General features: G+C 50.1%; 22 protein-coding genes. 9 read left to right on the forward strand and 13 right to left on the reverse strand.

The annotated features are described in order from the left end of the window. Positions 1-101: 101 nt before the first annotated feature. Complete coding sequence (locus tag KK083_RS28150; RefSeq protein ID WP_254169483.1) at positions 102-596, reverse strand: Lrp/AsnC family transcriptional regulator; 495 nt, start codon at positions 594-596, stop codon at positions 102-104. A gap of 125 nt (positions 597-721) precedes the next feature. On the opposite strand from KK083_RS28150, the gene KK083_RS28155 reads away from it, so the two are divergent. Next, complete coding sequence (locus KK083_RS28155; RefSeq protein ID WP_254169484.1) at positions 722-2,092, forward strand: MFS transporter; 1,371 nt, start codon at positions 722-724, stop codon at positions 2,090-2,092. A gap of 2 nt (positions 2,093-2,094) precedes the next feature. Here KK083_RS28155 and KK083_RS28160 read toward each other — a convergent pair whose 3' ends face one another. The 5 genes from KK083_RS28160 to KK083_RS28180 form a co-directional block, all read right to left on the reverse strand. Next, complete coding sequence (locus KK083_RS28160; protein ID WP_254169485.1) at positions 2,095-5,190, reverse strand: efflux RND transporter permease subunit; 3,096 nt, start codon at positions 5,188-5,190, stop codon at positions 2,095-2,097. 3 nt (positions 5,191-5,193) lie between these two features. Beyond that, a complete protein-coding gene (locus KK083_RS28165; RefSeq protein ID WP_254169486.1) occupies positions 5,194-6,315 on the reverse strand; it encodes an efflux RND transporter periplasmic adaptor subunit in 1,122 nt (373 codons plus the stop codon). Then, complete coding sequence (locus KK083_RS28170; RefSeq protein ID WP_254169487.1) at positions 6,272-7,507, reverse strand: TolC family protein; 1,236 nt, start codon at positions 7,505-7,507, stop codon at positions 6,272-6,274. Before KK083_RS28170 ends, KK083_RS28165 begins: the two co-directional genes overlap by 44 nt. Positions 7,508-7,605: 98 nt before the next feature. Continuing rightward, the gene (locus KK083_RS28175) at positions 7,606-8,958 is read right to left on the reverse strand and encodes a sensor histidine kinase (RefSeq protein WP_254169488.1); all 1,353 of its coding nucleotides are present in this window, start codon (positions 8,956-8,958) and stop codon (positions 7,606-7,608) included. After that, positions 8,955-9,629: a response regulator transcription factor gene (locus tag KK083_RS28180; protein WP_254169489.1), complete on the reverse strand. Its 675-nt coding sequence runs from the start codon at positions 9,627-9,629 to the stop codon at positions 8,955-8,957. Before KK083_RS28180 ends, KK083_RS28175 begins: the two co-directional genes overlap by 4 nt. A gap of 213 nt (positions 9,630-9,842) precedes the next feature. On the opposite strand from KK083_RS28180, the gene KK083_RS28185 reads away from it, so the two are divergent. Beyond that, positions 9,843-10,118: a helix-turn-helix domain-containing protein gene (locus KK083_RS28185; RefSeq protein ID WP_254169490.1), complete on the forward strand. Its 276-nt coding sequence runs from the start codon at positions 9,843-9,845 to the stop codon at positions 10,116-10,118. 193 nt (positions 10,119-10,311) lie between these two features. Here the strand turns inward: KK083_RS28185 and KK083_RS28190 are convergent, their stop codons facing one another. Continuing rightward, complete coding sequence (locus KK083_RS28190) at positions 10,312-10,689, reverse strand: response regulator (RefSeq protein WP_254169491.1); 378 nt, start codon at positions 10,687-10,689, stop codon at positions 10,312-10,314. A 211-nt stretch (positions 10,690-10,900) separates the two neighbouring features. On the opposite strand from KK083_RS28190, the gene KK083_RS28195 reads away from it, so the two are divergent. After that, positions 10,901-11,152, forward strand: coding sequence for a helix-turn-helix domain-containing protein (locus KK083_RS28195; protein ID WP_254169492.1), 252 nt, complete (start codon positions 10,901-10,903; stop codon positions 11,150-11,152). 221 nt (positions 11,153-11,373) lie between these two features. On the opposite strand, the gene KK083_RS28200 is transcribed toward KK083_RS28195, so the two are convergent. From KK083_RS28200 to KK083_RS28215, 4 genes are all read right to left on the reverse strand, one after another. Continuing rightward, entirely contained in the window at positions 11,374-11,847 is a 474-nt protein-coding gene (locus KK083_RS28200) for a head GIN domain-containing protein (protein ID WP_254169493.1), read from the reverse strand. After that, the gene (locus tag KK083_RS28205; RefSeq protein WP_254169494.1) at positions 11,838-12,401 is read right to left on the reverse strand and encodes a T9SS type A sorting domain-containing protein; all 564 of its coding nucleotides are present in this window, start codon (positions 12,399-12,401) and stop codon (positions 11,838-11,840) included. The genes KK083_RS28200 and KK083_RS28205 overlap by 10 nt, the downstream gene beginning before the upstream one ends. Before the next feature lie 472 nt (positions 12,402-12,873). Beyond that, the gene (locus KK083_RS28210; RefSeq protein WP_254169495.1) at positions 12,874-13,698 is read right to left on the reverse strand and encodes an N-acetylmuramoyl-L-alanine amidase; all 825 of its coding nucleotides are present in this window, start codon (positions 13,696-13,698) and stop codon (positions 12,874-12,876) included. 196 nt (positions 13,699-13,894) lie between these two features. Then, on the reverse strand, positions 13,895-14,380 hold the full coding sequence (locus KK083_RS28215) for a hypothetical protein (protein ID WP_254169496.1): 486 nt from the start codon (positions 14,378-14,380) through the stop codon (positions 13,895-13,897). 330 nt (positions 14,381-14,710) lie between these two features. Between KK083_RS28215 and KK083_RS28220 the strand changes: the two genes are divergently transcribed. The 3 genes from KK083_RS28220 to KK083_RS28230 all read left to right on the forward strand — a co-directional run bounded on the left by KK083_RS28220 (position 14,711) and on the right by KK083_RS28230 (position 15,957). Beyond that, positions 14,711-15,157 (forward strand): DUF6934 family protein, encoded by a 447-nt coding sequence (locus KK083_RS28220; protein ID WP_254169497.1) that lies wholly within the window; start codon positions 14,711-14,713, stop codon positions 15,155-15,157. 33 nt (positions 15,158-15,190) lie between these two features. Further along, the gene (locus KK083_RS28225) at positions 15,191-15,364 is read left to right on the forward strand and encodes a hypothetical protein (RefSeq protein ID WP_254169498.1); all 174 of its coding nucleotides are present in this window, start codon (positions 15,191-15,193) and stop codon (positions 15,362-15,364) included. Between the two features lie 197 nt (positions 15,365-15,561). Next, positions 15,562-15,957: a response regulator gene (locus KK083_RS28230; RefSeq protein WP_254169499.1), complete on the forward strand. Its 396-nt coding sequence runs from the start codon at positions 15,562-15,564 to the stop codon at positions 15,955-15,957. Between the two features lie 80 nt (positions 15,958-16,037). On the opposite strand, the gene KK083_RS28235 is transcribed toward KK083_RS28230, so the two are convergent. Continuing rightward, entirely contained in the window at positions 16,038-17,252 is a 1,215-nt protein-coding gene (locus tag KK083_RS28235) for an acetyltransferase domain-containing protein (protein ID WP_254169500.1), read from the reverse strand. A gap of 108 nt (positions 17,253-17,360) precedes the next feature. Here KK083_RS28235 and KK083_RS28240 point away from each other — a divergent pair, with 108 nt between their 5' ends. Both KK083_RS28240 and pgeF read left to right on the forward strand, forming a co-directional pair. Beyond that, positions 17,361-17,771: a hypothetical protein gene (locus tag KK083_RS28240; protein WP_254169501.1), complete on the forward strand. Its 411-nt coding sequence runs from the start codon at positions 17,361-17,363 to the stop codon at positions 17,769-17,771. Between the two features lie 13 nt (positions 17,772-17,784). After that, positions 17,785-18,558: a peptidoglycan editing factor PgeF gene (pgeF, locus tag KK083_RS28245; RefSeq protein ID WP_254169502.1), complete on the forward strand. Its 774-nt coding sequence runs from the start codon at positions 17,785-17,787 to the stop codon at positions 18,556-18,558. A gap of 216 nt (positions 18,559-18,774) precedes the next feature. On the opposite strand, the gene KK083_RS28250 is transcribed toward pgeF, so the two are convergent. Further along, positions 18,775-20,571 (reverse strand): ABC transporter ATP-binding protein, encoded by a 1,797-nt coding sequence (locus KK083_RS28250; protein ID WP_254169503.1) that lies wholly within the window; start codon positions 20,569-20,571, stop codon positions 18,775-18,777. Between the two features lie 220 nt (positions 20,572-20,791). Here KK083_RS28250 and KK083_RS28255 point away from each other — a divergent pair, with 220 nt between their 5' ends. Continuing rightward, entirely contained in the window at positions 20,792-21,226 is a 435-nt protein-coding gene (locus KK083_RS28255) for a hypothetical protein (RefSeq protein ID WP_254169504.1), read from the forward strand. Positions 21,227-21,434 lie beyond the last annotated feature (208 nt).

Below are 21,434 nucleotides of genomic sequence, written 5' to 3' on the forward strand. Positions count from 1 at the left end.
AGATCTTCGTTCTTCGCCACCAAGGTATGGTAAAAATACGAAGTACGATTTACGAGGTACGAAGTGAGCTAGCCCGGTCTGCAGTCATCGTACCTCGTACCTCAAATCAGCTGATGTGTCTCCTTGATCACATCCATTACAAAGATACTTTTGGTCTGGCCGATACCTTTCACCTCGCTGAGGTAGTTGATGAAGAAGTGGTGGTAGCTTTCCATACTTTCGGAGACGATCTTCAGCATAAAGTCAAAGTCGCCGGAGATATTATAACACTCGATCACTTCCTTGAACCTGGTGATACCGGTCACAAAAGCCTGTGCTGTTTTTTTGTCGTGATCTTTCAGCGACACCTGGCACAACACCATGATGCGTTTGTTCACCTTCCGGTTGTCGAGCAGCGCAGCATACTGTTTGATGATCTTGTGTTTTTCAAGGCGTTTGATGCGCTCATGCGTGGGCGTGGCGCTCAGGTGGATCTTCGCAGAAACTTCCCGCACGGTGAGCTTGGCATTCTCCTGGAGCAACCGCAGGATCTCGTAATCTTTTTCATCCATGACGAATGAAGACTGATCTTGTTCTGTTCCGTTGTGATCTGCCATAGCCGAAAAGTATTTTGTTCTGATAACGATTCAAAAACAGGTAAGATGTTCTGAAATGAACCGGGTTCGTTTTAATCCGGAAACAAAGTTATAATCTTTGCGTGTATCTGCTATGCAATTTGCACATGATCTCGCGGAAGAATATCATACTCATCACAGCCTCGGTCAGCGTATTTTTTGAAGCGCTCGATATCGCCATTGTCAACCTTGCCATGCCCCTGATCCAGGAGCAATTCAAGCTCGCCAACGACCAGGTGCAGTGGCTGCAGACCTTATACGTATTGCTTTACGGAGGGTTCCTCATCATCGGCGGCAAGCTGGCCGATGTGATGGGCCGGAAAAAAGTGTTCATGGCCGGCGCAATGCTTTTTCTGCTCACGTCTCTGGGTGCTGCACTTTCCGATCGGTTCGCCATGCTGGCGTTGTTCCGCGCCACGCAAGGCATTGCCGCGGCGCTGATCATGCCCTCCGCACTGTCCATCATCACCAACACCTTCACTGAACAAAGAGAAAGGAGCAAAGCCATCGGTATCTTCAGCTCTTTCGCGGCGATCGGTTCTGGCAGTGGCCTCTCCGTGGGCGGCCTCATTGCAACACAGTTCGGCTGGCAGGCAGTGTTCTATATCAACATCCCGGTTATCACCCTCGCCCTGCTGGCCGCAGCCCTGTACATCGATCGTGATGTTTCATCCTCGCAGCGACGTTTACCCGACGTCCTTTCAGGCGTGCTGATCTCGGCGATATTGGTAGCCTTGTCTTACATGATCCACCTGGCTGGATCTTTCCGGCACCATGTCCTGCTGATCCTCACGCTCGCTGCCGGTACAACACTGGCCCTAAAGTGGCTGATCCACCGACTGAACACACAACAGGAGCCATTCATTCAATTCTCCCTGTTCAGGGCGGGGCAGATCATCACGGGCAACGTTGCCATGGTGCTGCTGGGTGCTTTCTTCACCGGTTTCCTTTTTATCGCGTCGCTGCTGCTTCAAAACAACCTGCAATTCTCTGCCGCGCAGGCAGGCCTCATGCTTTTTCCATTCAGCATTCTTTCCGCTGTGGTGGGAAAAGTGATGCTGCCCGCCGTGCTAAAAAGATTTGATCCGTTCCAGACCGCCATTGCAGGTATGCTGTTGATGGTAATGGGAGCTTGTGCACTGCTCTGTGCCATGAGCTTCGGGTATAACCTGGTGCTGCTGCTGATCTCTTTTGCCTGTGTATCGGGTATCGGTATAGCTACCTGCTTTACCACGCTTACGGTGATCTGTGTTCAACCGGTTCCTGAAAGCCAGCACGGGCTAGCCTCCAGCATCAGTGCCACAGCCTATTTTCTGGGTGCCGGCCTGGGATTAACGCTGCTTTCCGCCTGCATCGATGTACATGCCGTGAACAACAACGTCACCAAACTTCCCGTGGTCATGCTCATGCTGTATGCTTTTGCGGGCACGCTGGCATTGATGGTCTTTACCGTGAGAAGAAACAGAATTGTGGCGTAGGATCATGGTTTGACTTTCTTGCGGTTCACCAGCTCATAAAAGATCGGGAACACCAGCAGGATAAGGATCGTGGCTGTGATCAACCCCCCGATAATCACAACCGCCAGTGGCTTCTGGCTTTCCGATCCTATTCCTGTTGAGATGGCCGCCGGCAACAAGCCAATGGAAGCCATCATGGCCGTCATCACCACCGGCCTTGTCCTGCTCCTGATGCCGGCGCTGATAGCCTCCGGAAGACTCATGTGCATCCTCAGGTTCTCATTGAACTCCGAGATCAGGATCACGCCGTTCTGCACACAGATGCCGAAGAGCGCAATGAACCCCACACCCGCCGAGATCCCGAAGTTGATACCCGTGATATGCAAAGCCAGTATACCACCGATGAGCGCAAACGGCACATTGATCAGCACAAGACCCGCATCCCTGGCGTTGCCAAACGTGATGAACAGAAGCACAAAGATGGCGATGAGACTCAGCGGCACCACCTGCGATAACCTGCCGGTAGCCCGCACCTGGTTCTCGAACTCACCCGTCCAGTGGATGGAGTATCCCTGCGGGATGTGCACTTTTGCGTTCACCCGCGCCTGTGCTTCGGCAATGGTACTTCCGAGGTCACGCTCGCGAACAGTGAACTTCACGCCGATGAACCTGCTGTTGTTATCGCGGTAAATGAATGCCGGCCCCGTGATGGATGTAATGGTGGCGATCTCGTTGAGGGCAACCTTGCTGCCGTTCAGCGTGGGCACCAGGATGTTCCTGATCTCATCTTCCGATTTCCGGTATTCGTAAGGGAAACGCAACCGGATGTCGAACTTGCGCTCACCTTCGTACATGACGGTGGCTGTTTTTCCACCGATGGCCATTTCAATAACGGCCTGGGCATTGGCCGTGGTAACACCGTACAGCGCCATCTTATGATCATGCAGCCTGATCTGGATCTCGGGCTGACCCACATTGCGCAGGATGCCGGCATCTTTGATACCTTTCACATCTTTGATGTTCGCCAGCACCTCACCTGCCAGCTTATCGAGCACGTTCAGGTCAGGGCCGAAGATCTTCACCGCATTGTTGGCATTCATACCCGCTACCGCCTCGGCAACATTGTCGATAATGGGCTGCGAATAGTTATAATTGATGCCCTGGTATTTTTTCAATTCGTGATCCATTTCGCTGATCAGGCCATCCATGCTGATCTTTCTCCCCCACTCACTTTTAGGTTTGAGGTTCACCTGCATCTGCACATAATAGAATCCGCTGGGGTCCGTTCCATCATTCGACCGACCCGTCTGTGACAGCACACCGTTCACTTCCTTGAACTGCCCGATCTCCTGCCGCAGCGTATGCACCATCTTCACCGTTTCGTTCAGCGACATGCTCATGGGCATCTTGGCTTCCACCCACAAAGCTCCTTCATTCAGTTGTGGAAGAAACTCAGTGCCCATCCAGCGCAGGGAAAACAAAGTACCTGCCACGATCAAAAAGGCAACCGCAAGACTTATTTTCTTATGAGAGAAGGTCCAGTTGAACCCCTTCGCCACGATGCGTTCGAAAAACCTGACAATGAACGTGTGCTTTTCTTTTACGTTCTTGTTCAGCAGCACGGCACTGAGCACCGGCACCAGGGTAAGCGTAAAGATGAGCGCCCCGAGCAATGCAAAACCCAGCGTATAGGCCAGCGGTGAGAACATCTTGCCTTCCACTTTCTGGAATGAGAAGATGGGGAGCAACGCCGTAATAATGATCAGCTTCGAAAAGAAAACGGCTTTGCCGGTTCGCGACGCGGTCTTTTTGATGAGACCCAGCTTGCTCATCCGGTTGAAACGTTCCATACCATATTTTGCCGCGGTATGGTCAAGCGCCACGAACAGTCCCTCCACCATCACCACGGCGCCATCGATGATAATACCAAAGTCGATGGCACCCAGCGAAAGCAGGTTGGCGCTCATGCCCTTGAGCTTGAGACAGAAGAAGGCAAACAACAGTGATAATGGAATGATAATGGACACCACGAGGGTGGTGCGCCAGTCGGCCATGAAGATGAGCACGATGGCCGTCACGAAGACGATCCCTTCCACCAGGTTGTGCAGCACGGTATGCGTGGTGTAATCCATCAGCACATCGCGGTCATAAAATGTTTTCATACGCACGTCTCCGGGCAGGATGCGTTCGTTCAGCTCTTCGATCTTGCTTTTGACACGACCCAGCACCTCGCTGGGGTTCTCCCCTTTCCGCATCACCACTATGCCTTCCACAACGTCGTCATTTTTATCGAGGCCCACCTGCCCTACACGGGGAAGGTCTGACTGGATCACCGTAGCCACATTTTTGACCAGTATCGGCACGCCTGCCCTGTCTTCGATGATGATGTTCTCGATATCTTCGATGGAGTTCAGCAGACCCATGCCCCGCACCACATAGGCTTGCCCGTTCTTCTCGATCACATCGCCGCCCACGTTGATATTGCTTTTGTTAACGGCCTCATACACATCCAGCGGTGTGATCTCGTACCGGTTCAGCAGGGCAGGATTGACCTGGATCTCGTAGATCTTTTCTCTTCCGCCGAAGGCTACAACGTCTGCCACACCGGCCACGGCCCGCAGCTGGCGGTCGATCACCCAGTTCTGCACCGTCAGCAGCTCACGCGTGTCTTTCGTTTTGGAGGTGAGCACATAGCGGAATATTTCCCCGGTAGGGCCATAGGGTGGTTGCACTTCAGGCTCCACTCCTTCCGGCAGCGCCACATTCACCAACTGATTGTTCACCTGCTGGCGCGCGAAAAAATCCTCCACATCGTCGTCGAAGATGATCTTGATCACCGACAGACCGAACATGGAGATAGACCGAACGTTGGTTTTCTTCTGCACGGCGTTCATGGCCACCTCTATCGGAATGGAAACGAACCGTTCTATTTCCTGCGCGCTCCTGCCCTGCCATTCGGTAACAATGATGATCTGTGTATTGGTAACATCAGGGAATGCTTCGATGGGTGTATTCCGGTAGCTTACAATGCCGGCAATGATCATGACGCTCACCCAAAAAAAAGTGAAGAACCGGTTCTTCAGCGAGAACGCCACGATGTTATTGATGATTCGGTTCATGGATTAATCGTTCAGTGCATCGTAAATGAATAGCTGATTTTTACTGATCACCACTTCACCAGGCTCGACACCCGCACTCAGCCAGGTGGTGCTGTCGGCGCTCTTGTACACATCTACTTCGCGGGTCTCGATATTGAAGCGGTCTTTAAAGATCATCACAAACTTGCGGCTGTTATCGAAGATGATGGCCGATGACGGAACCGACGGAAGCACACTCGACTCATTGTATTTGGCTTTGACCGTAGCCAGCATCTCGGGCTTGAGCTTGAACTGCGGATTGGGGATGCGGATGCGCACCCGCATGGTCTTGGTCTGCGGATCGAGCACGTTAAAGATCTTGTCTATTTTTCCGGGGATCTGCTCGCCCTGGTAGCTCAGCGTGGTAACGGTCACATCCATACCTTCCCTGATGCGCGAGATATCGCTTTCATAAACGTTGGCAACAGCCCATACCTCATCCAGCTCGGCGATGGTGAAAACACTTTCGCTTTGCCCCGACGGCAGGGTCATGTCGCGGTTGATGTTCTTGTAGATCACAAAACCGCTGATGGGTGTTTTCAGGTGATACTCCGATCGTTCGTTAAAATTATAAATGGAAAAAGTTTCTTTCACCTTTCGCAGGGCAGCTTCCGCTTTCTCCAGCTCTTTCTGGGCGGAGACAAGCTCCCGTTCAGACGACAGCTTCGATTCAAAAAGGTCCTGCTTCACGTGCAGGTTCTTTTCGGCCACCAGCACGTCTGACTGTGCATCGATCAGCTCTTTGTCGTATTCGGCCACCTCGCCACTTTTGATCACGGCCAGGGTCTGACCTTTTTTCACATAATCTCCGAGGTCTGCGTTCACGGCCAGCACATTGCCACCCACGATCGGGAAGACCTCCACCATACGGTTTTCATCTGCTACTATTTTGCCATTGAGGTCAAGCACACCATTCACCATGCTGCGCGTAACGGTATCCAGCTTTACGTTCTTCAGCATGGCATCGCTCAGCACAAAAGTCTTGTGGTCGTCGGCATTTTCGCCGTCGCTGGTGGTGCAGGCAACCAGTGCTGTTGCAGATAAAAGTGTAAGGAGGGCGATCTTACCGCAGCACATCCTCACCCACTGCATAATCGAGTTCTTCATAAGCATTGTTCAGGTCAGCTTTCAGTTGATTATACCGGATAATACCGGAGTTATAGGCTTCAAACAGGTCGGTGAATTCCAGCAGCGAGATATTGCCTTTGCTGTAGTTGCTTACCAGGCCACGGCTCAGCTGGCCCAGCAGGTCTTCGAACTCACTGCCGGTAGATTCGTATTGCGTGCGCAGCAGCTTCACAATATTCCAGGCGGTCTCCACTTCACGCACGATCTCTTGTTGCTGCGATTGCAGATTGATCTTTGCCTGGCCGATGTCCAGCCGCGCTTCTCTGATCCTTCCCTGGTTGCGATTGAACAGCGGGATCTGCAACCCTGCGCTCACGCCCGTGTAATTGTTCACATAACTACCAGCCTGATCATACACCGCGCCCGCCATCAGGTTGGGCACACGCTGCCGTTTTTCGAGACTGTACTGCAGCTCGCGCTGGGCCTGATAACTTTCCGCTGTTTTTATCTCAGGCCGGTTCACAAGGGCCTTATCCTGTAAAGCGGATAACACGAGCAGGGAATCTGTTTTTGGGAAAGTGTTTTCGCCCGCCGCTGGTGCAGGCCAGATGATGCGGTTGTCAGCCAGCAGGATCTGGAGGGTCTCCTGCAGTCGCAGCAGGTCGGCCTGCGTGTCGTTCACCTGGTCGTTGATGCCAAAATAGACCGAGTTGAGTCGCGTGAGCTCCTGGAGGGAAATATTGCCTTTCTGATACTGCGCCGTATAAACCTCGATGAGATTTTTGAGCAGTGCCAGCTGTGACCGGATGCCCCTGATGGCATGGTTCAGGAAAAAGACCCTGTAATAACGTGAGTGCAGCTCATACCTGAGGTTACGCGCCAGTGTATAGTATTGCCACTGCGTCATCTGCTTTTCTTCCTGCACTATACGGATGGAGGTCTTGCGTTGCCCGGCGATGCGGAACACCTGCTGCAACTGAATGATCTTCTGACCCTGCGCGCCGGCATCAAGCCACTGTTTCTGCGTGGGGTTGTACAGGTTCCACTCGGTATACAGCTCAGGGTTACTGAACAGTTTTTGCTGAATGATCCGGGCTTCCGCCTTGTCTACTTCGTATTGTGAGGCGATCAGCGAAAGGTTGCGTGCCACGAGGAGGCTATCGGCCTGATGGAGCGAAATTCTGAGCGTGTCCTGCGCCCGGAGTCCGGCCGCGAGTAACAACAAAAGCATAAAAGGGATCGCGTGCTTCATTGGCTTTTTTGAACGCACAAATGAAGACCCCTGTTCTTTAATCCCCCTTAAACCTCACCTTAAATAAAGCTTAAAATTCAGGCCTGCGGCAGCAGCAATCTGAATATGTGGCAGTTGTTCTCAAAACTGTACGAAACCTGGCCGCCGTTGAGCTCCACGATCTGCTTCACAATGGATAAGCCCAGGCCATTGCCCGGTTTCTCCTGCTGGCTGGGCTGGCGGTAAAATGGCTCGAAGATGAGTCCTGCCGGCAAAGCCTCGTCACCACGGTTGATGAAAGATATTTCCACGTTATGTCCTGACGGAGCGATCGTGATGCTCAGGCCATCGCGTCCGTAGAGACCTGCGTTCTCGATCAGGTTTCTGAAGCAGGTCTTCAGCAGCATGGCGTTGGCTTTCAGTGTGAGCTCGTCGCCCGATTGAATGGCCTGCGCAATATCGATCTGGATCTTCTCTGGAAACAACTGGCCCAGCTCTTCGGCGCTTTCGTATAAAAGCTCGTCGATCCTGATGGCAGAAGTATTGACAGGCACCTGTGACTGCAGGCGCTGGATCAGCAGCAATGAGTCGATGAGGTCGGCCTGGCCCTGGAGATCGTTCATCAGGTTGGTCATGATCTGTTTCGCCTCGGCCTGGCTTGGCTCCATTTCCGCCAGCAGCTCGAGCCGTCCCTGGATGAGGGCCAATGGAGTTTTCAGCTCATGCGATGCATTCCTGACAAAGGAACGCTGCGATTCAAAAGCCTTGTAGAGCCGTTCCAGCATCTGGTTGTAATTGATGGCAAGCCTATCGAGCTCATCCCTGTTCTTTTTTACTTTGATGAACGCATGAAGGTTCTTCTCACTGATCACCTGGATAGAGCGGTTCAGTGCATCGATGGGGCGGAACACCTGGCGGATGTAGAAATAACTTGACAATGCAATCAGTCCTGCGCCCAGCACCATGGCAAAGATCACAATGTTCTTCAGGTTCTCCAGCTTGCTGATGCCGTAGGTGTCGTAGGCGGAGGCAAGCACCACATAATCATGTCCCTGGTCTGTGTAGTGAACGCCCACCACTTCGTCGCCATCTTTATCGACATAAAATTTATCCTCCTTTTCGCGGATCTGGTTGATCAGCGTTTCTGAATACGGAATGGTCTCGTCATCGAGGCTGCTGTAGATCAGCTCGTTCTTTTCATTGAAGACGAGTACTTTTTCGTCGTACATCTTATTGATCGAGTTCTGGTCGATAAGCTTGAGCAGGTCTTTGTCGATGCCCTTCACTTCGAGGAGCAGCCTTGCGGTTGTAAAACTTTTCTCGTGCAGGCGTTCAAAGAACTCGTCGCGCCGCATGTCGGCATAGGAGAAATAGATGAAGGTAAGGATGGACGTGAGCACGATCAGGAACAACCCTACGAACAACAGTGTGAGCCTGGTCTTGTAGTTCATTGTGCTTCTGTATTTAAGTAGTAACCGAACCCGGGTTTGGTAAGGATCAGCTTCTTGCCGATCTTGCTGCGCAGGAAATTGATATAAACCTCGATGGTGTTGTGTGTAACGCCGTATTTTTCGTCCCACAGGTTCACGGCCAGCTCATCCTTGGATATGATACGGTTCCGGTTCTTCACAAAGTACTCAAGCAGGCTGTATTCCTTGGGGGTCAGGCTGATCTCTTTTCCTTCATAGACCACGTTCTTTTTATTCGGATCAATCCGGATGTTCATCACCTCGTAAACGGGTTCCACGGGCACTGACTGCTCCGCTCTTTTCAGGAACACCTTCACTTTGGCCGAAAGCTCTTTCAGGTGAAAAGGTTTTACGAGATAGTCATCGGCACCCAGGTTAAAGGCTTCCATTTTGCTGTCGATGTCGCCAAAGGCAGTGATAATGATGATCGGGATGGTTGGGTTGGCTTCCCTGAATGTTTTACAGAGATCGATGCCGTTCATTTTGGGCAGGTTGAGGTCGAGCAGCACCAGGTGGTAGTCGTTGTTCGAAAAGTATTTCATGGCCATCTGACCGTCAAAGGCTGGCTGGCAGATGTAACCTTCCTTTTGCAGGGATGACGATACGGATTCTGACAGGCGATGGTCATCTTCAACGATCAGGATTCTTTTCATGTGCGTATGCTTTAACATTCCTCCCCCGCGAAACCGCATTTGGTCTTTATCACAATCTCACAACAGACGGCTCCAGGAGCAAAATTGACGAACTTTATCCGTCAATTCAAGAGGCCACACCATTGCCACGGGTTTAAACCTGCGGCAATTTATCACATAAGATGTATGTTATATGGTGTACCGGGAATGTTATTTTGTTTGGACTTTGGTAGCGTGAAAGAAGAATCTTTAGAAGGTCTCCTCGATGTTATCGGGATCAAGCTCACCGAACTTCGCAAAAAAAAGGGGTACAAGAGTCATGAAACTTTTTCATACGATCATGAACTGCCACGGATGCATTACTGGCGCATCGAGAACGGAAAAACCAATATTACACTGAAAAGCCTCCTGCGGATCCTCGCCATTCACAATATATCGTTTGAAGATTTTGTGGCGCAGTTGCCCAAAAGATCGGACAGAAAAATAAAGACGCTGAAAAAAAGCAACTAGGGTTATCGCAGGGATTGAACTGCTTCCTCCAGAGCTTGGTCATCATGGGGCTTTGCCTAATGCTAAAATACAAAAACACAAAGAACGCAGAGAAATGCAGGTAGTGCGCTGCGTAAAAAAACTTTGTGGGCTTTGCGCTTCTTAGCGGCTTTGCGTGAACTGCATTCTAAAGGCCGACGTCAGACAAAAGCGACTAAGAAACATTGAGGATATCTTTCAGGAAGCGGCGAAGCTCGGAGTAGTTGTAGTCTTTACTGAAGAAAGCAGCAATGTCAACGTCACGGGCATCTTCAAGCTCACCGTCGCCGCCATACACCACGGCCGGGATCCGCTTCAGATCATCATCGCTTTTAAGTATCCTGAGAAAATCATAACCCCTGACTCCATGCATGGAAAGGTCCAGGAAAATATAGTCAGGGATAAACTTTTTTGATTTCAGTAATTCTATGGCTTTTTCACTATCGGGAACAACCACCAGCACGATGCCTGGTGAAATTTCGGAAAGGGCTTCTGAAAACACCTGGTGATCATCGGGGTCATCCGTCACAAGCAAACACGTCTCTAAATTCATAATCAGGCTCAGGGTTTATTCACATCCGGCAGTAAACAAAGCTGCTCCCACTGCCGCATGTGATGGGTCTTTTCTTTTTTTTTGACGCTCATGGCCGCGTACGGCATAAAGCATTCAGAATCGCATATAAAAAATCGTACCATCTCAGGAATGGGATAAGCCGCCTCGGCACACGATTTATTTCTTTCCAGCTACAAGATTATGCTGAGCTATGAAAACGAATAAAGCCTTTAAGAATACCTTGACTGTTATCGGCTCGAGGTTAGCTGAATTGAGAATAAAAAAAGGTTATTCAACCATTAAGGAATTTACGCAAAAATACGATCTGCCGGAAATTCAGTACTGGAGGATAGAAAAGGGCAAGGCTAACGCAACACTGAAGTCACTGTTCAGGATCCTGAGCATTCACAAGCTTTCGCTTCAGGAGTTCTTTTGTCTCATCGAAGATGAGCACCTCGTGTAATTCTGCATCACACGCTCTCGTCAGTTTAAAAAATTCACAGACTACTTCATCCGTGTTCACCTGGATCGTGTGCTCACGTTGCTTATCATAAATGATAGTGTGTAGAAATAATTTCTCGATTTCAGGGTGGTCCAGCAGCGGTTCCACCAATTTGCCAGGAACTGTGTTATCAAATTTTTAAGTGGGTAACCATTCCTGTTACGCTGATTGTAACAAAGATGCTACAGGTGATTATTCAGCAAGTCGCTGCAACGCTCCAGCACACCATCGCCTCCGATGGAGTAGTTCAGGATGATCGGCTTCCCGGTATACCGTATGCTGGCACTGCCTTTCACGTTGGCCTGCTCTATGCGCGATGTGCGACCGATCAACACTTCTGAGTCGCCACTCACTTCCATACACCGCACGGCACTGCTGACCATTCCGCGAAGGTCGATCGTGCAGCTGCCTTTCGCGATCCTGACAACGAGGTGCTTGCAACACCCATGAAACCTGATCACACCATCGCCCAGGATCACGAATTCAGCTGTATGATTTTTAAGATAGATCATGCCGGAGAGATCAAACTTTCCACGGGCCGTGATGCGCACATCGCCATAGTTGCCGATCATCAGCGCATTGTGGCGCTGATCTCCCTCGAACAGGATCTTCCGCAGCGCGGCTTTTCGTTTCAAACTGTTCATGCCTACCGCCACACCGCCCTCTTTTTACCTGTAGCATCTGTAAGCTCGAAAACAAAAGGCCCCGTAAACTTTGCCAGGTTCAGCACCAGTGCGTTCTGCTTTCTCACGGTGCTGTGCTGCTGATGGAGCGTTTTTCCGTTGCAGTCATAGACACTCAGTGTTATGGAGGTATGAAAAGGTGTAATGACGCTGATCAGGTATTTTTTTGGGTCGCCCGCCAGGGGTGTTGCATGAAAGATAAAATCACCCGTTTCATGCACGTGGTCGATCTCCTGTTCGAAGAAATTCTTTCCGTCTCTGATGGAAACATAGTACTTGCCATCCTGAAGCTCCGAAAGATCGAGCGGAAGTTTGATACCGCGGGTTGCGTGATACACCGACTGGTAGAGTGTTTGCCGCCGATCGTTCATGATCTCAAGCTTGATAACACCGGAGGCAGGATTGGCATAAATAACCCTGTACGCGTTGGCTTCAGAGATCTTGAAAACTTTAAACGTGGGCTCATCCGCGGCAGCGTGGAAATGCACTGCCCATGACAACATCAATAATAACATCGTGCTTTTCATAAGACCTGATTTTTTTGTTCACTCAGGTTTACGGAAGCAACGCCTCATGGATTTGATCCTTAGACGCAGGCAGTGAAAATCACGTCACAGGATTTGAAAATCAAAACCAATGGTTCTGGCAGGTAACTTGCCGTTGTTGGCCGGTGTAATGGTGTTGTTTGTCGAAAAGGGAAAGGTTTATCGCAGTTGGCAGTAAGATTCGAATGGTCCACGGTCGACAGTCCACAGTCCACGGCAGAACCACCCATGGAGCCGTCATCCTGAACGGTGATGGGGCGCGGGCGGCTTGTGTGAGTGAAGGATCTCCCGATAAGCAATGTGCGCAGCATGAAACTGAGACACGAATTAAGTGCGCAGTTAATGATCGGGGGATCCTTCGTGCGCGAGCTTTCCGTTGAATGAGATTCAGCTCAGGATACCGGTTTCAGAAGGGAAGACTGTGGTCCGTGGTCCGTCGACTGTGGACCTCTTTCTACCGCAATTGAAGGTATTCTCCAAAGACCCACTGATCATCACCGATCTTTTTCCATTCACCGGTGGATTGAAGGATGGTTACTTCTGTGCCACGGGAGAGCCTGCCTGTTTTGCCGAAGTTCAGGCCGGGGCCGCTCCTGATGTTGAGCGACTCGGTATTCACGATACCTTTTCTCGGCGCAGCTACTGTTGCGGCAAGCGCCTGGTTGGCGTACATCGTGTATTCCCGCGCGATCAACGGAATAAAATTGGCTTCGGCATGCTCCACCTTATTGCCACCAAAGAAACCTGTTCCTGGGCAGGTCTTGTGGTCCATGAGCGTGGGATCATTCAGGCCATTGTCGCGGAAGCCATCGCTCAGCCTGAACCAATGATGGTATACCACACTTTTTGTATTCACCTCGAGCCTGAACTTGAGGCAGAGCAACGCCGTCATTTTCAGGATCGTGTTACGGTGCTCAGGTGTAAGGGCATCGTTGCCCGTATCAAAATTGCCCAGGTGCTCGATGCAGATGCCTCCGGTATTGAAACCTTTGATGCAGGCCGGCAACTTGGTCAGGTCTCTGCACACAGCGATGGTTCCATCAGGAAAAGTTGTAAAGTGCTGGCCGATCTCGCTGAAGTCTCTTTCTTCCACATGATACTTTTCCATGGCTTCGAGCCTTTCAAAATGATTGGTGCCATCAAAATGTTTATACGAAGGGCTATACGTATGGTGCGTTTGAATATGGGTGATCTTGCGCAGCCGCGTGGTATCAAGTGTGGCGAGGTATTCCTTGAATTCGGACAGGGTGAAAAGAACGAATTTACCTTTGGTTTTCATATGATAGATTGTTTAGGTTATCGCCTGTTACATCCACCCTTCGCTCACACGCAAACCGTTCGCCATTGTCAACCCTGAGCCTGCACGTAAAAACAACAAGCCCATCACTTTCCCGACGAAGGAATGTAATGGGCTCGTATACCGAATTTAATAAAACTTGATCAGCTAATAATATCCGGCATGTATTTTATTTTGTCTATTTGAGACTGGCCTTATCGTTGTTTCCGGTGGCGATCCTGGCCAGGAGTCTTCCGTCTGGCAGTTCCTTGGATGCGTAGACAAGATTCAACACCGCATTTTTGCCGGTTTTCTGAAGCGCAACGATCTCTTTTACCCGGCAGCTCATACCGGAGGAAGTGCCCGCCTCTGAATCCGGGAAGCTCCAGGTCTTCAGCGTTTTATTTTGCTCGTCCCTGATGGAGATACCCCTGCCGGTACCCACCTTGCCACAATGGCTGTAATAGACCTTTAACATCTCGCCGCCTGAATTTTCGTTCAGCGCGATGGTCTTGGTTACCACGCCCTCCCGCGACACGTGCTGATCGAGCAGCAATGTATTGTCAAGATAAACACTAAAGGAATCACCACCGGGGTTCACCGAAAATGCAAACAACGTTGCGCAGAGGGCAATCAGCATCAGCGATCTTATCGCCAATGGTCTACAGTTAATTTTTTGAAGCATAACTATCATGTTTTAGTTGGAAGAACAGATGAAAGACGCCATGCGACGTCTCTCATACAAAGTAACGGAGCCTGTAAGGAAGTGAATATTTCTTTTGACAACAGGGTGGGTTTTCTTCCTGAAGTGCGGATGGCAGCCATTATTTTCCAATTGCGGCATTGAATCCGCAATGCAAATCGCAGGTTTTAAAATTTCGGACCGGAAGTCGTTCAGAGAACTACAACAAAAAGATCCTGTTCTGATCTTTATTACGTTCACGCAACAAAACAAGGAGAACTTGAGCTATGCCGATGTATCTTTATTTGAAGTACCTGATAATAGCGCAGATTCGTGGACCTTCCCAAATACCCATTCTTTACCAGTGAAACATTTCTGGATTTTGAATTTGAAAGCAATGGCCCGAACGGGAAAATAAAAAAAGTAGTCAGATACAGTCCCCAAAATGCCAACGGTGTCACTTACTTTAATCTGGGATTTGGCGACTGGAACGAGACAATCGGCAAGATCGATGACTCAGCAATTTCCAACAATCAGGACCGGGAGCGAATACTCGCTACAGTAGCGGCCACAGTGCTGGAGTTTACAAGGCGTTTCCCAGACGCAATGGTCTATGCCACAGGCAGCACTCCAGCAAGAACAAGATTGTATCAAATGGCAATCGCTGCTAACTGTAATGAAATTGAACTTTTTTTAACTGTTTATGGGTTTGCTGATAACAACTGGCACCCTTTCAAAAAGGGAGTAAACTATACGGCTTTTTTGGCTATGCGTAAATAAAAAGGTAAATTGGTGTTCACAAGGGGAATCAGCATGCCTACTAAAACAAAATCCGGGAGTGAGTCACAAGTTAAAAGAACTGCCGTAAGAGATTACGGAAACGATCCTTTCTTTGTCAAGAAAGCAGAGAAGTCCAAAGCATTTCTTGAAAAAAATGGTTTCCCGGAAGCTTTGCTGAATCGAAAAAAAGCATTGAAAAAGGCTTAACATCCGGAGCAGTTGCTATCTCTGAATGCAGAGCCTCTTAATTTTCAATAATTTATCACCATAGTTTTACCTCCCCGCAAACATCTTATAAGTAACCTACCAAAACATCTTTTGTTTTTAATACAACAGCAAGAGCGATGTAAGTTTACAATATCGGTCGATTTTTTTCCCGGTTACTTTTTCAGCAGTTTTACGCCATGGTTGTGCTATATGTTGACGACGATCCGGAAGACCAGGAGATCTTTGCGGAAGTGATAAGGCAGATCGATTCTTCTATCATCCTGCTTTCAGCCAAGGATGGTGACGAAGCGCTGAGCATTCTCCGCAGCGATTTTATCGACCTTCCCCACATTATTTTTCTGGATATCAATATGCCCAGGATGGACGGCTACACCTGCCTCGCCGGTATCCGTGAAGATCTTAAGCTGAAAGACACGATCGTCATCCTATATTCCACTTCGCCCAACCCTTCGCTACTGGAGAAACACAAACACCTGAACGCGGAAGTCGTGAGCAAACCCACCTCGTATGGCGATGCCCTGGCCACCATGAAGCGATATATTATCGGTAATCAGGTAACCGGTGAACAGTAACCGGTAATCGGGTAATCGGTAACCGGTCATCAGTACAGCGCAACGCTTAAACTGATTACCGAATACCGATTACCGATTTACTAAAGATAACTGAGCCACCACTTCTCACGGTGATTCATCTTATACCGGTCGTACCACAGGCACAACGGGTACAGCGAAAGCACCACGCCGGCCCAAACCACATACGTGACTCCGAGACTGAATCCGTATCCCTTCAGGTTGGGTGAATCTGTGACCCAGGTGGTAAATGTCATATCCGCAAGGCTGTAACCTGTTGCCAGCGCTGCCACCAGGGCAACAATGTGGATCAGGTACAGGTGCAGGATGTAATAGAACATCGGCACTCTTCCAAGCCCAACAAGGTACTGCGAAAGTTTTCCCCTGAATTTTTCTGCGGCCGCCAGAAACAGCATGGCCGGGCCCAGCGTCACCAGGATGTACGACAACGACGGCGGATACTTGGTTACATTGAGAAATGACAGGAACGTATACACCGGATTTGGTTGAATGGACCAACGCGCCGGGTCACCATACATATTGATACCCCTGATCACTACAAAAAGTGCGATCAACGTCCAGCCCAGGCGAAGCAGGATTTGCCTGCGCCATGCGGCATCAACGGAAGGCTGATACAACTGGCCGAAACAATACCCCAGCAGCATAATGCCAGTCCAGGGCAACAACGGATAGCCTACGAAAAGAAAGAAATGCCCGAGCTGAAATCCGTTAAAATCGTGCAGTATCGACCACAGGATAGCGTCAATGCCACTCCCCTGCACATGAACGGAGTCGAGCAGGTTGTGTCCTGCCACCAGTAAAACGCCCAGCCCCAGGATCGCCTTAAAAGGCAGGTGAACCGCTCCCGCCAGAATGATCATGCCCATACCGAGGGCCCAGATCACGGTGAGCGCGATCAGCGAGAATTGTATGCTGAAGAACCACGCAAAATTGATGATGGTGACCTCCAGCACAAGCAACCACAGGCCTCTTTTCAGAAGAAACGCCGACAATTCCTTTTTTCCTTTTCTGCTTCCCACCATGAACGCCGAGGTGCCTGCCAGGAATACGAACACCGGTGCGCAAAAATGTGTGATCCAGCGTGTAAAGAACAGCGCAACACTGGTTTTGCCGAGATCGAGCGGATTGTAGAGAAAAGCATCTGCGTGAAAATAGTCCCTGACGTGGTCGAGGGCCATAATGATCATAACCACGCCGCGCAACAGGTCAATGGATTCGATGCGGGCTGTTTTGGTTGTTAATGATGGAGCTTGAATGGGGGTTGCTGGTGCTATCATAGGGTGCGAAAGTAAAGAATAATACGGTGGCACCAATTACAGGGTTGTGCTAAATGAATTCAACCTGAAAATTGCTATTTTTCAATGGTCTGAGGATATCCTCGATGCATGACAAAAAAACTCACTTCTTTGAATCTGATCTTCGGGATCGTTTATTTCGGCACGTTTCCACATTGGTATTCAGATCTTTCAGGCCAGATCCATGGAATCGGGTGTCTGCTCACGATCTGGTATAACTGGGCCGCCTCGAAAAGAATGATGGGGCAAACTACCGATCTGAAGGTGGTTAATCTTATCGTTGGATCGCTGATCATGCTTTACGGCGTACTTTTGATAACTGACGGCATCTACAAAGTATGGGGCGCCCGGACAATTGGGGAATTGGCGAAAGCATTGATATTTCTTGCATCGACCGAGATTCTTTTCGGAACTACTATACTTTTGCAAACTGTTAGAACCATGCGACTTTTCACGGGAAAAAAAACCGTCGCTGACAGCGCGAACCAACCATACTTTTGAAGCAGAAAACTAAATGAGAAAAATACAACTCGGCGGCCTCGATCTCTGGCAATTTGAAAACCTGGAAAGAGAAACGTCTATCAACCATTTTGTCTCCGGAAGGAGCTCTAACCGTAACGGCAAGGAGTTCACGCTCAGCTACTCCAGCTCACCATACCGCGAAGAGGTGCAGCACAACAGGCGCCTGCTGGCAACCGCCATGGGTGTTGACGAGGCGCACCTTTATTTTCCATCGCAGGTTCACAAGACCCGGATCGTCAACGTAACCCGGAACACATCCAAAGACGAGCTGATGGAAACGGATGCCCTGATCACCCGCGAGAAGGGAATCTGCATCGCGGTAATGTCGGCCGACTGCGTGCCGATCCTTTTATACGATACCAAAAACAACGTGGCCGGTGCTGTTCACTCCGGCTGGCGGGGTACTGTGGCCCGGATCCTGGAAAAAACACTCTTAGAGATGAAGCGCCGCTTCGGCACCGAAGGCAAAGATCTCGTGGCAGGCATCGGCCCGTCGGTAAGCCAGGAATCGTATGAGGTTGGCGAAGAGGTGGTAAATTCCGTAACAGAAGCTTTCGGAAAAGAAAACAGGCTGATGATCCCCCAGGCTGATAACAAAGCCAGGCTCGATCTCTGGGAGGCCAACCGGATCCTGCTCCGCGAATTCGGTGTTGACGACTCGCGCATCGAAACATCAGACCTCTGCACCGTGAAGCACAACCAGCACTTCTTCTCCGCCAGGAAAGGCGATGCAGGAAGGTTCGCGGCTGGGATAGTGCTGGTGTAAACACCAAAATACCGTTCACGCAAAGATCGCAAAGGAACCGCAGAGATCGCAGAGAATACTGGTAGTACTCATCTAATCTGTGCAGATCTGCTTAAATCACTTATTCAATATTGCCGGAGAACGCAAAGCTTCGCTGACGCTCATTCACGGTAGCTCTAATGTCTCCGCGGCCCTCTGCAATTTCTTCGCGTCCTCCGCGGTTATGCATTTCTGCATTCATTCACTCTCGAGATAACGTTTGGCCTGCATGGTGTAGAGGTCGGCGTATTTCCCGGCGAGCTGCATCAACTGGCGGTGTGAGCCCTGCTCGATGATCTTGCCGTGCTCCAGCAGCAGGATCTTATCGGCATTTTTTACGGTGCTGAACCGGTGGGTGATGAGGATCACCGTTTTTCCCTGTGTATTACTTTCAAGCGAGCTGAAGATCTTTTCTTCCGTTACAGCATCGATGGAGGCGGTGGGCTCGTCCATGATGGTGATGGAGGCATTGCGATAGAACATGCGGGCCACAGCCAGGCGCTGATGTTGCCCTTTGGAAAGATCGATGCCGCCCTTGAACTCCTTCCAGATAAGCTGGTCATAATCGGTAATGAACTCATCGGCACCCGAAAACCTGGCTGCCTGCCTGAGCCGGTCGTCGTCATAGTTGGCAGCGATACGTCCCACGCCGATCGACTCCCGTATGGTGAGGTTATAGATAGGAAAATCCTGAAAGAGAATGCCGATAGCGCTTTGCCAGTCTTCGAGGTTGAGATCACGCAGGTCGGTGCCGTTGATAAAGATGCCTCCCTCTGTGGGGTCATAGATGCGGCAGAGCAGTTTGATGAGGGTGGTCTTACCTGAACCATTGACGCCCACGATGGCGATCTTCTCTCCCGGCTCGATGGTGAACGAGAGCTGCTGCAACACCAGCGGGCTCTCGCCAGACTCGTTCGGATAGCGGAACGAAACATTCCTGAATTCAATGCGCGGCGGCGTTGGGAACGACACGCGTTGTGCGTTGGCTTTGGAAGTGATCTTGGGCCGGAGCTCGAACAGCTCAAACCAACGGGCGGCATAACGCGCAGCTTCTTCTGTGAACGAAATGGACTCGACGTATCCGTTTACCGTCTGGTAGAACCGTGTATACGTATTGAACGCCAGCAGAAGCCCGCCTACGGCAATCGTTCCGGCCAGTGCTTCGGTGGTCATCAGTGCAATGGCCGCGAACAGGAACAGGAGGTACCACAAGCTCAGCACGCCATAAGAGATGGACTTTTTGCGTTCGGCCACCGTGATCTTTTTATTGAACGTAACTTTCTTATCGCGGATCTGATCCTTCAGCCACGTTTTCAGCTTCAGCAGGATCACATCAACAGCCTTCTGCAGCTCTTCAAAATGCGATATGCGGTTGCCGATCACCCGGTGGTCGTCGATGGATAAATACCTGACACGAAAAACTTCCATGCTGTATTTCTTGTAGAAGAAGTAGACCGGCGCGGAGGCGAGCACGGCGAAGAGCACCAGCCACGCATTCAGCGACCACAGGATGCCGATGGAAGTAATGATGCCCGCAAAGCTTGTGGCCGAGCTGAAGATAAAGTCCTGCAGGTTCAGCACCGCGCCACTGCCCCACTCCTGGGCGCCGCGTAACAAGGTCTGGTACGAGTTGCTTTCAATGGTGCCGATATCCAAGCCGCCCTGCTTGTCTATCTTATACAGCTCGAGCTGAACACTCTGCTGCATGCGGAATTTCATCCGGAAATATCCTACAACATTACCAACGATGGTGGGCACCAGGAACGAGAGCCCGAGGATGACAGAAGAGCGGATCAGGCCTGTTGTGTCACTGAGGCCCTGCTTGATCCTCACGATCTCGTCTACAATAGCCGAAAAGCTGGTGAACTGAAGGTATACGATAGCGCCCTGGAAAACATTCAAAAAGATCAGGAGCAACAGCAACCTCCTGTTCGTCTGCCATGCGAATGACAGTGACCGGATGGTCACCGAAAATATGTTTTTACTGCTTTTCATAACGTTATTGACAAAAGGTCTTTTGAAGCGTTTAATGGATGCGAGAAACTAATGTACTTATTTGTTTCGTATTTGTCAAAATATCGTTTTCTCTGCCAGAAAGATTCGCCAACCAGGAGTTACTGGCATTTATCTTGCTCGTTTTACAGGTCTCACTCCGTTGGCCTGGTCTATTGTTTAACACCGCTGGCGATCCATTCGTTACATTAAATATTCTTTTATGAGATCATTATACATCCTCATTTTAGCCCTGGCTGCCCTTGGGGTGAAAGGGCAATCAGCACAGCCTTTCAAAGGAGCAAACAAGATCGTCTTCGAGTGCAAAGATTCGGGAGAAGACCTGTACGTCAGGCTTGGCAAACACCTGATCTCGAAGGGATATATGATCGTGGCTGATAAGGACTTTCTGAACATCAGAACAAAGCGTCGAAGCTTTTCCGATTTCTCCAATTATGTCTACGCCATTAACAGCATCATTGAGAACAACAGGGTGAGCTTCACCATCGACATTGCCGATGGGTCAGCAAATTCTTCACGAACCATGGCCTGGCGCCACGCAACCTGGCCCGCGGGGATCAGCAAGGGTGCCTATGAGCATTTTCTGGAGTACATGATAGGGTTCGAAAAATTGAACGTCTATTACGAGGAGTATTGAGCCTGCAGCGGCTTGCGTTAACCGGAATAAGACTTTTATCATTCCTTTACCCGGTGAAAGTTTACGTCCACCCGACCGGGCAAACAGAATTCCGGACGGCCTAATCGTGAGCTTCACAGAAATACCAATGACATCGGGCATATTTAGCATGTAATTCGCCGTACACTTCACAAGGTTTTCGAAACTGCTTTTACAGGCGAGCTGAAAC

The organism is Chryseosolibacter histidinae (genome assembly GCF_018598225.1).
GTDB classification, from domain to species: Bacteria; Bacteroidota; Bacteroidia; order Cytophagales; family Cyclobacteriaceae; genus Chryseosolibacter; species Chryseosolibacter histidini.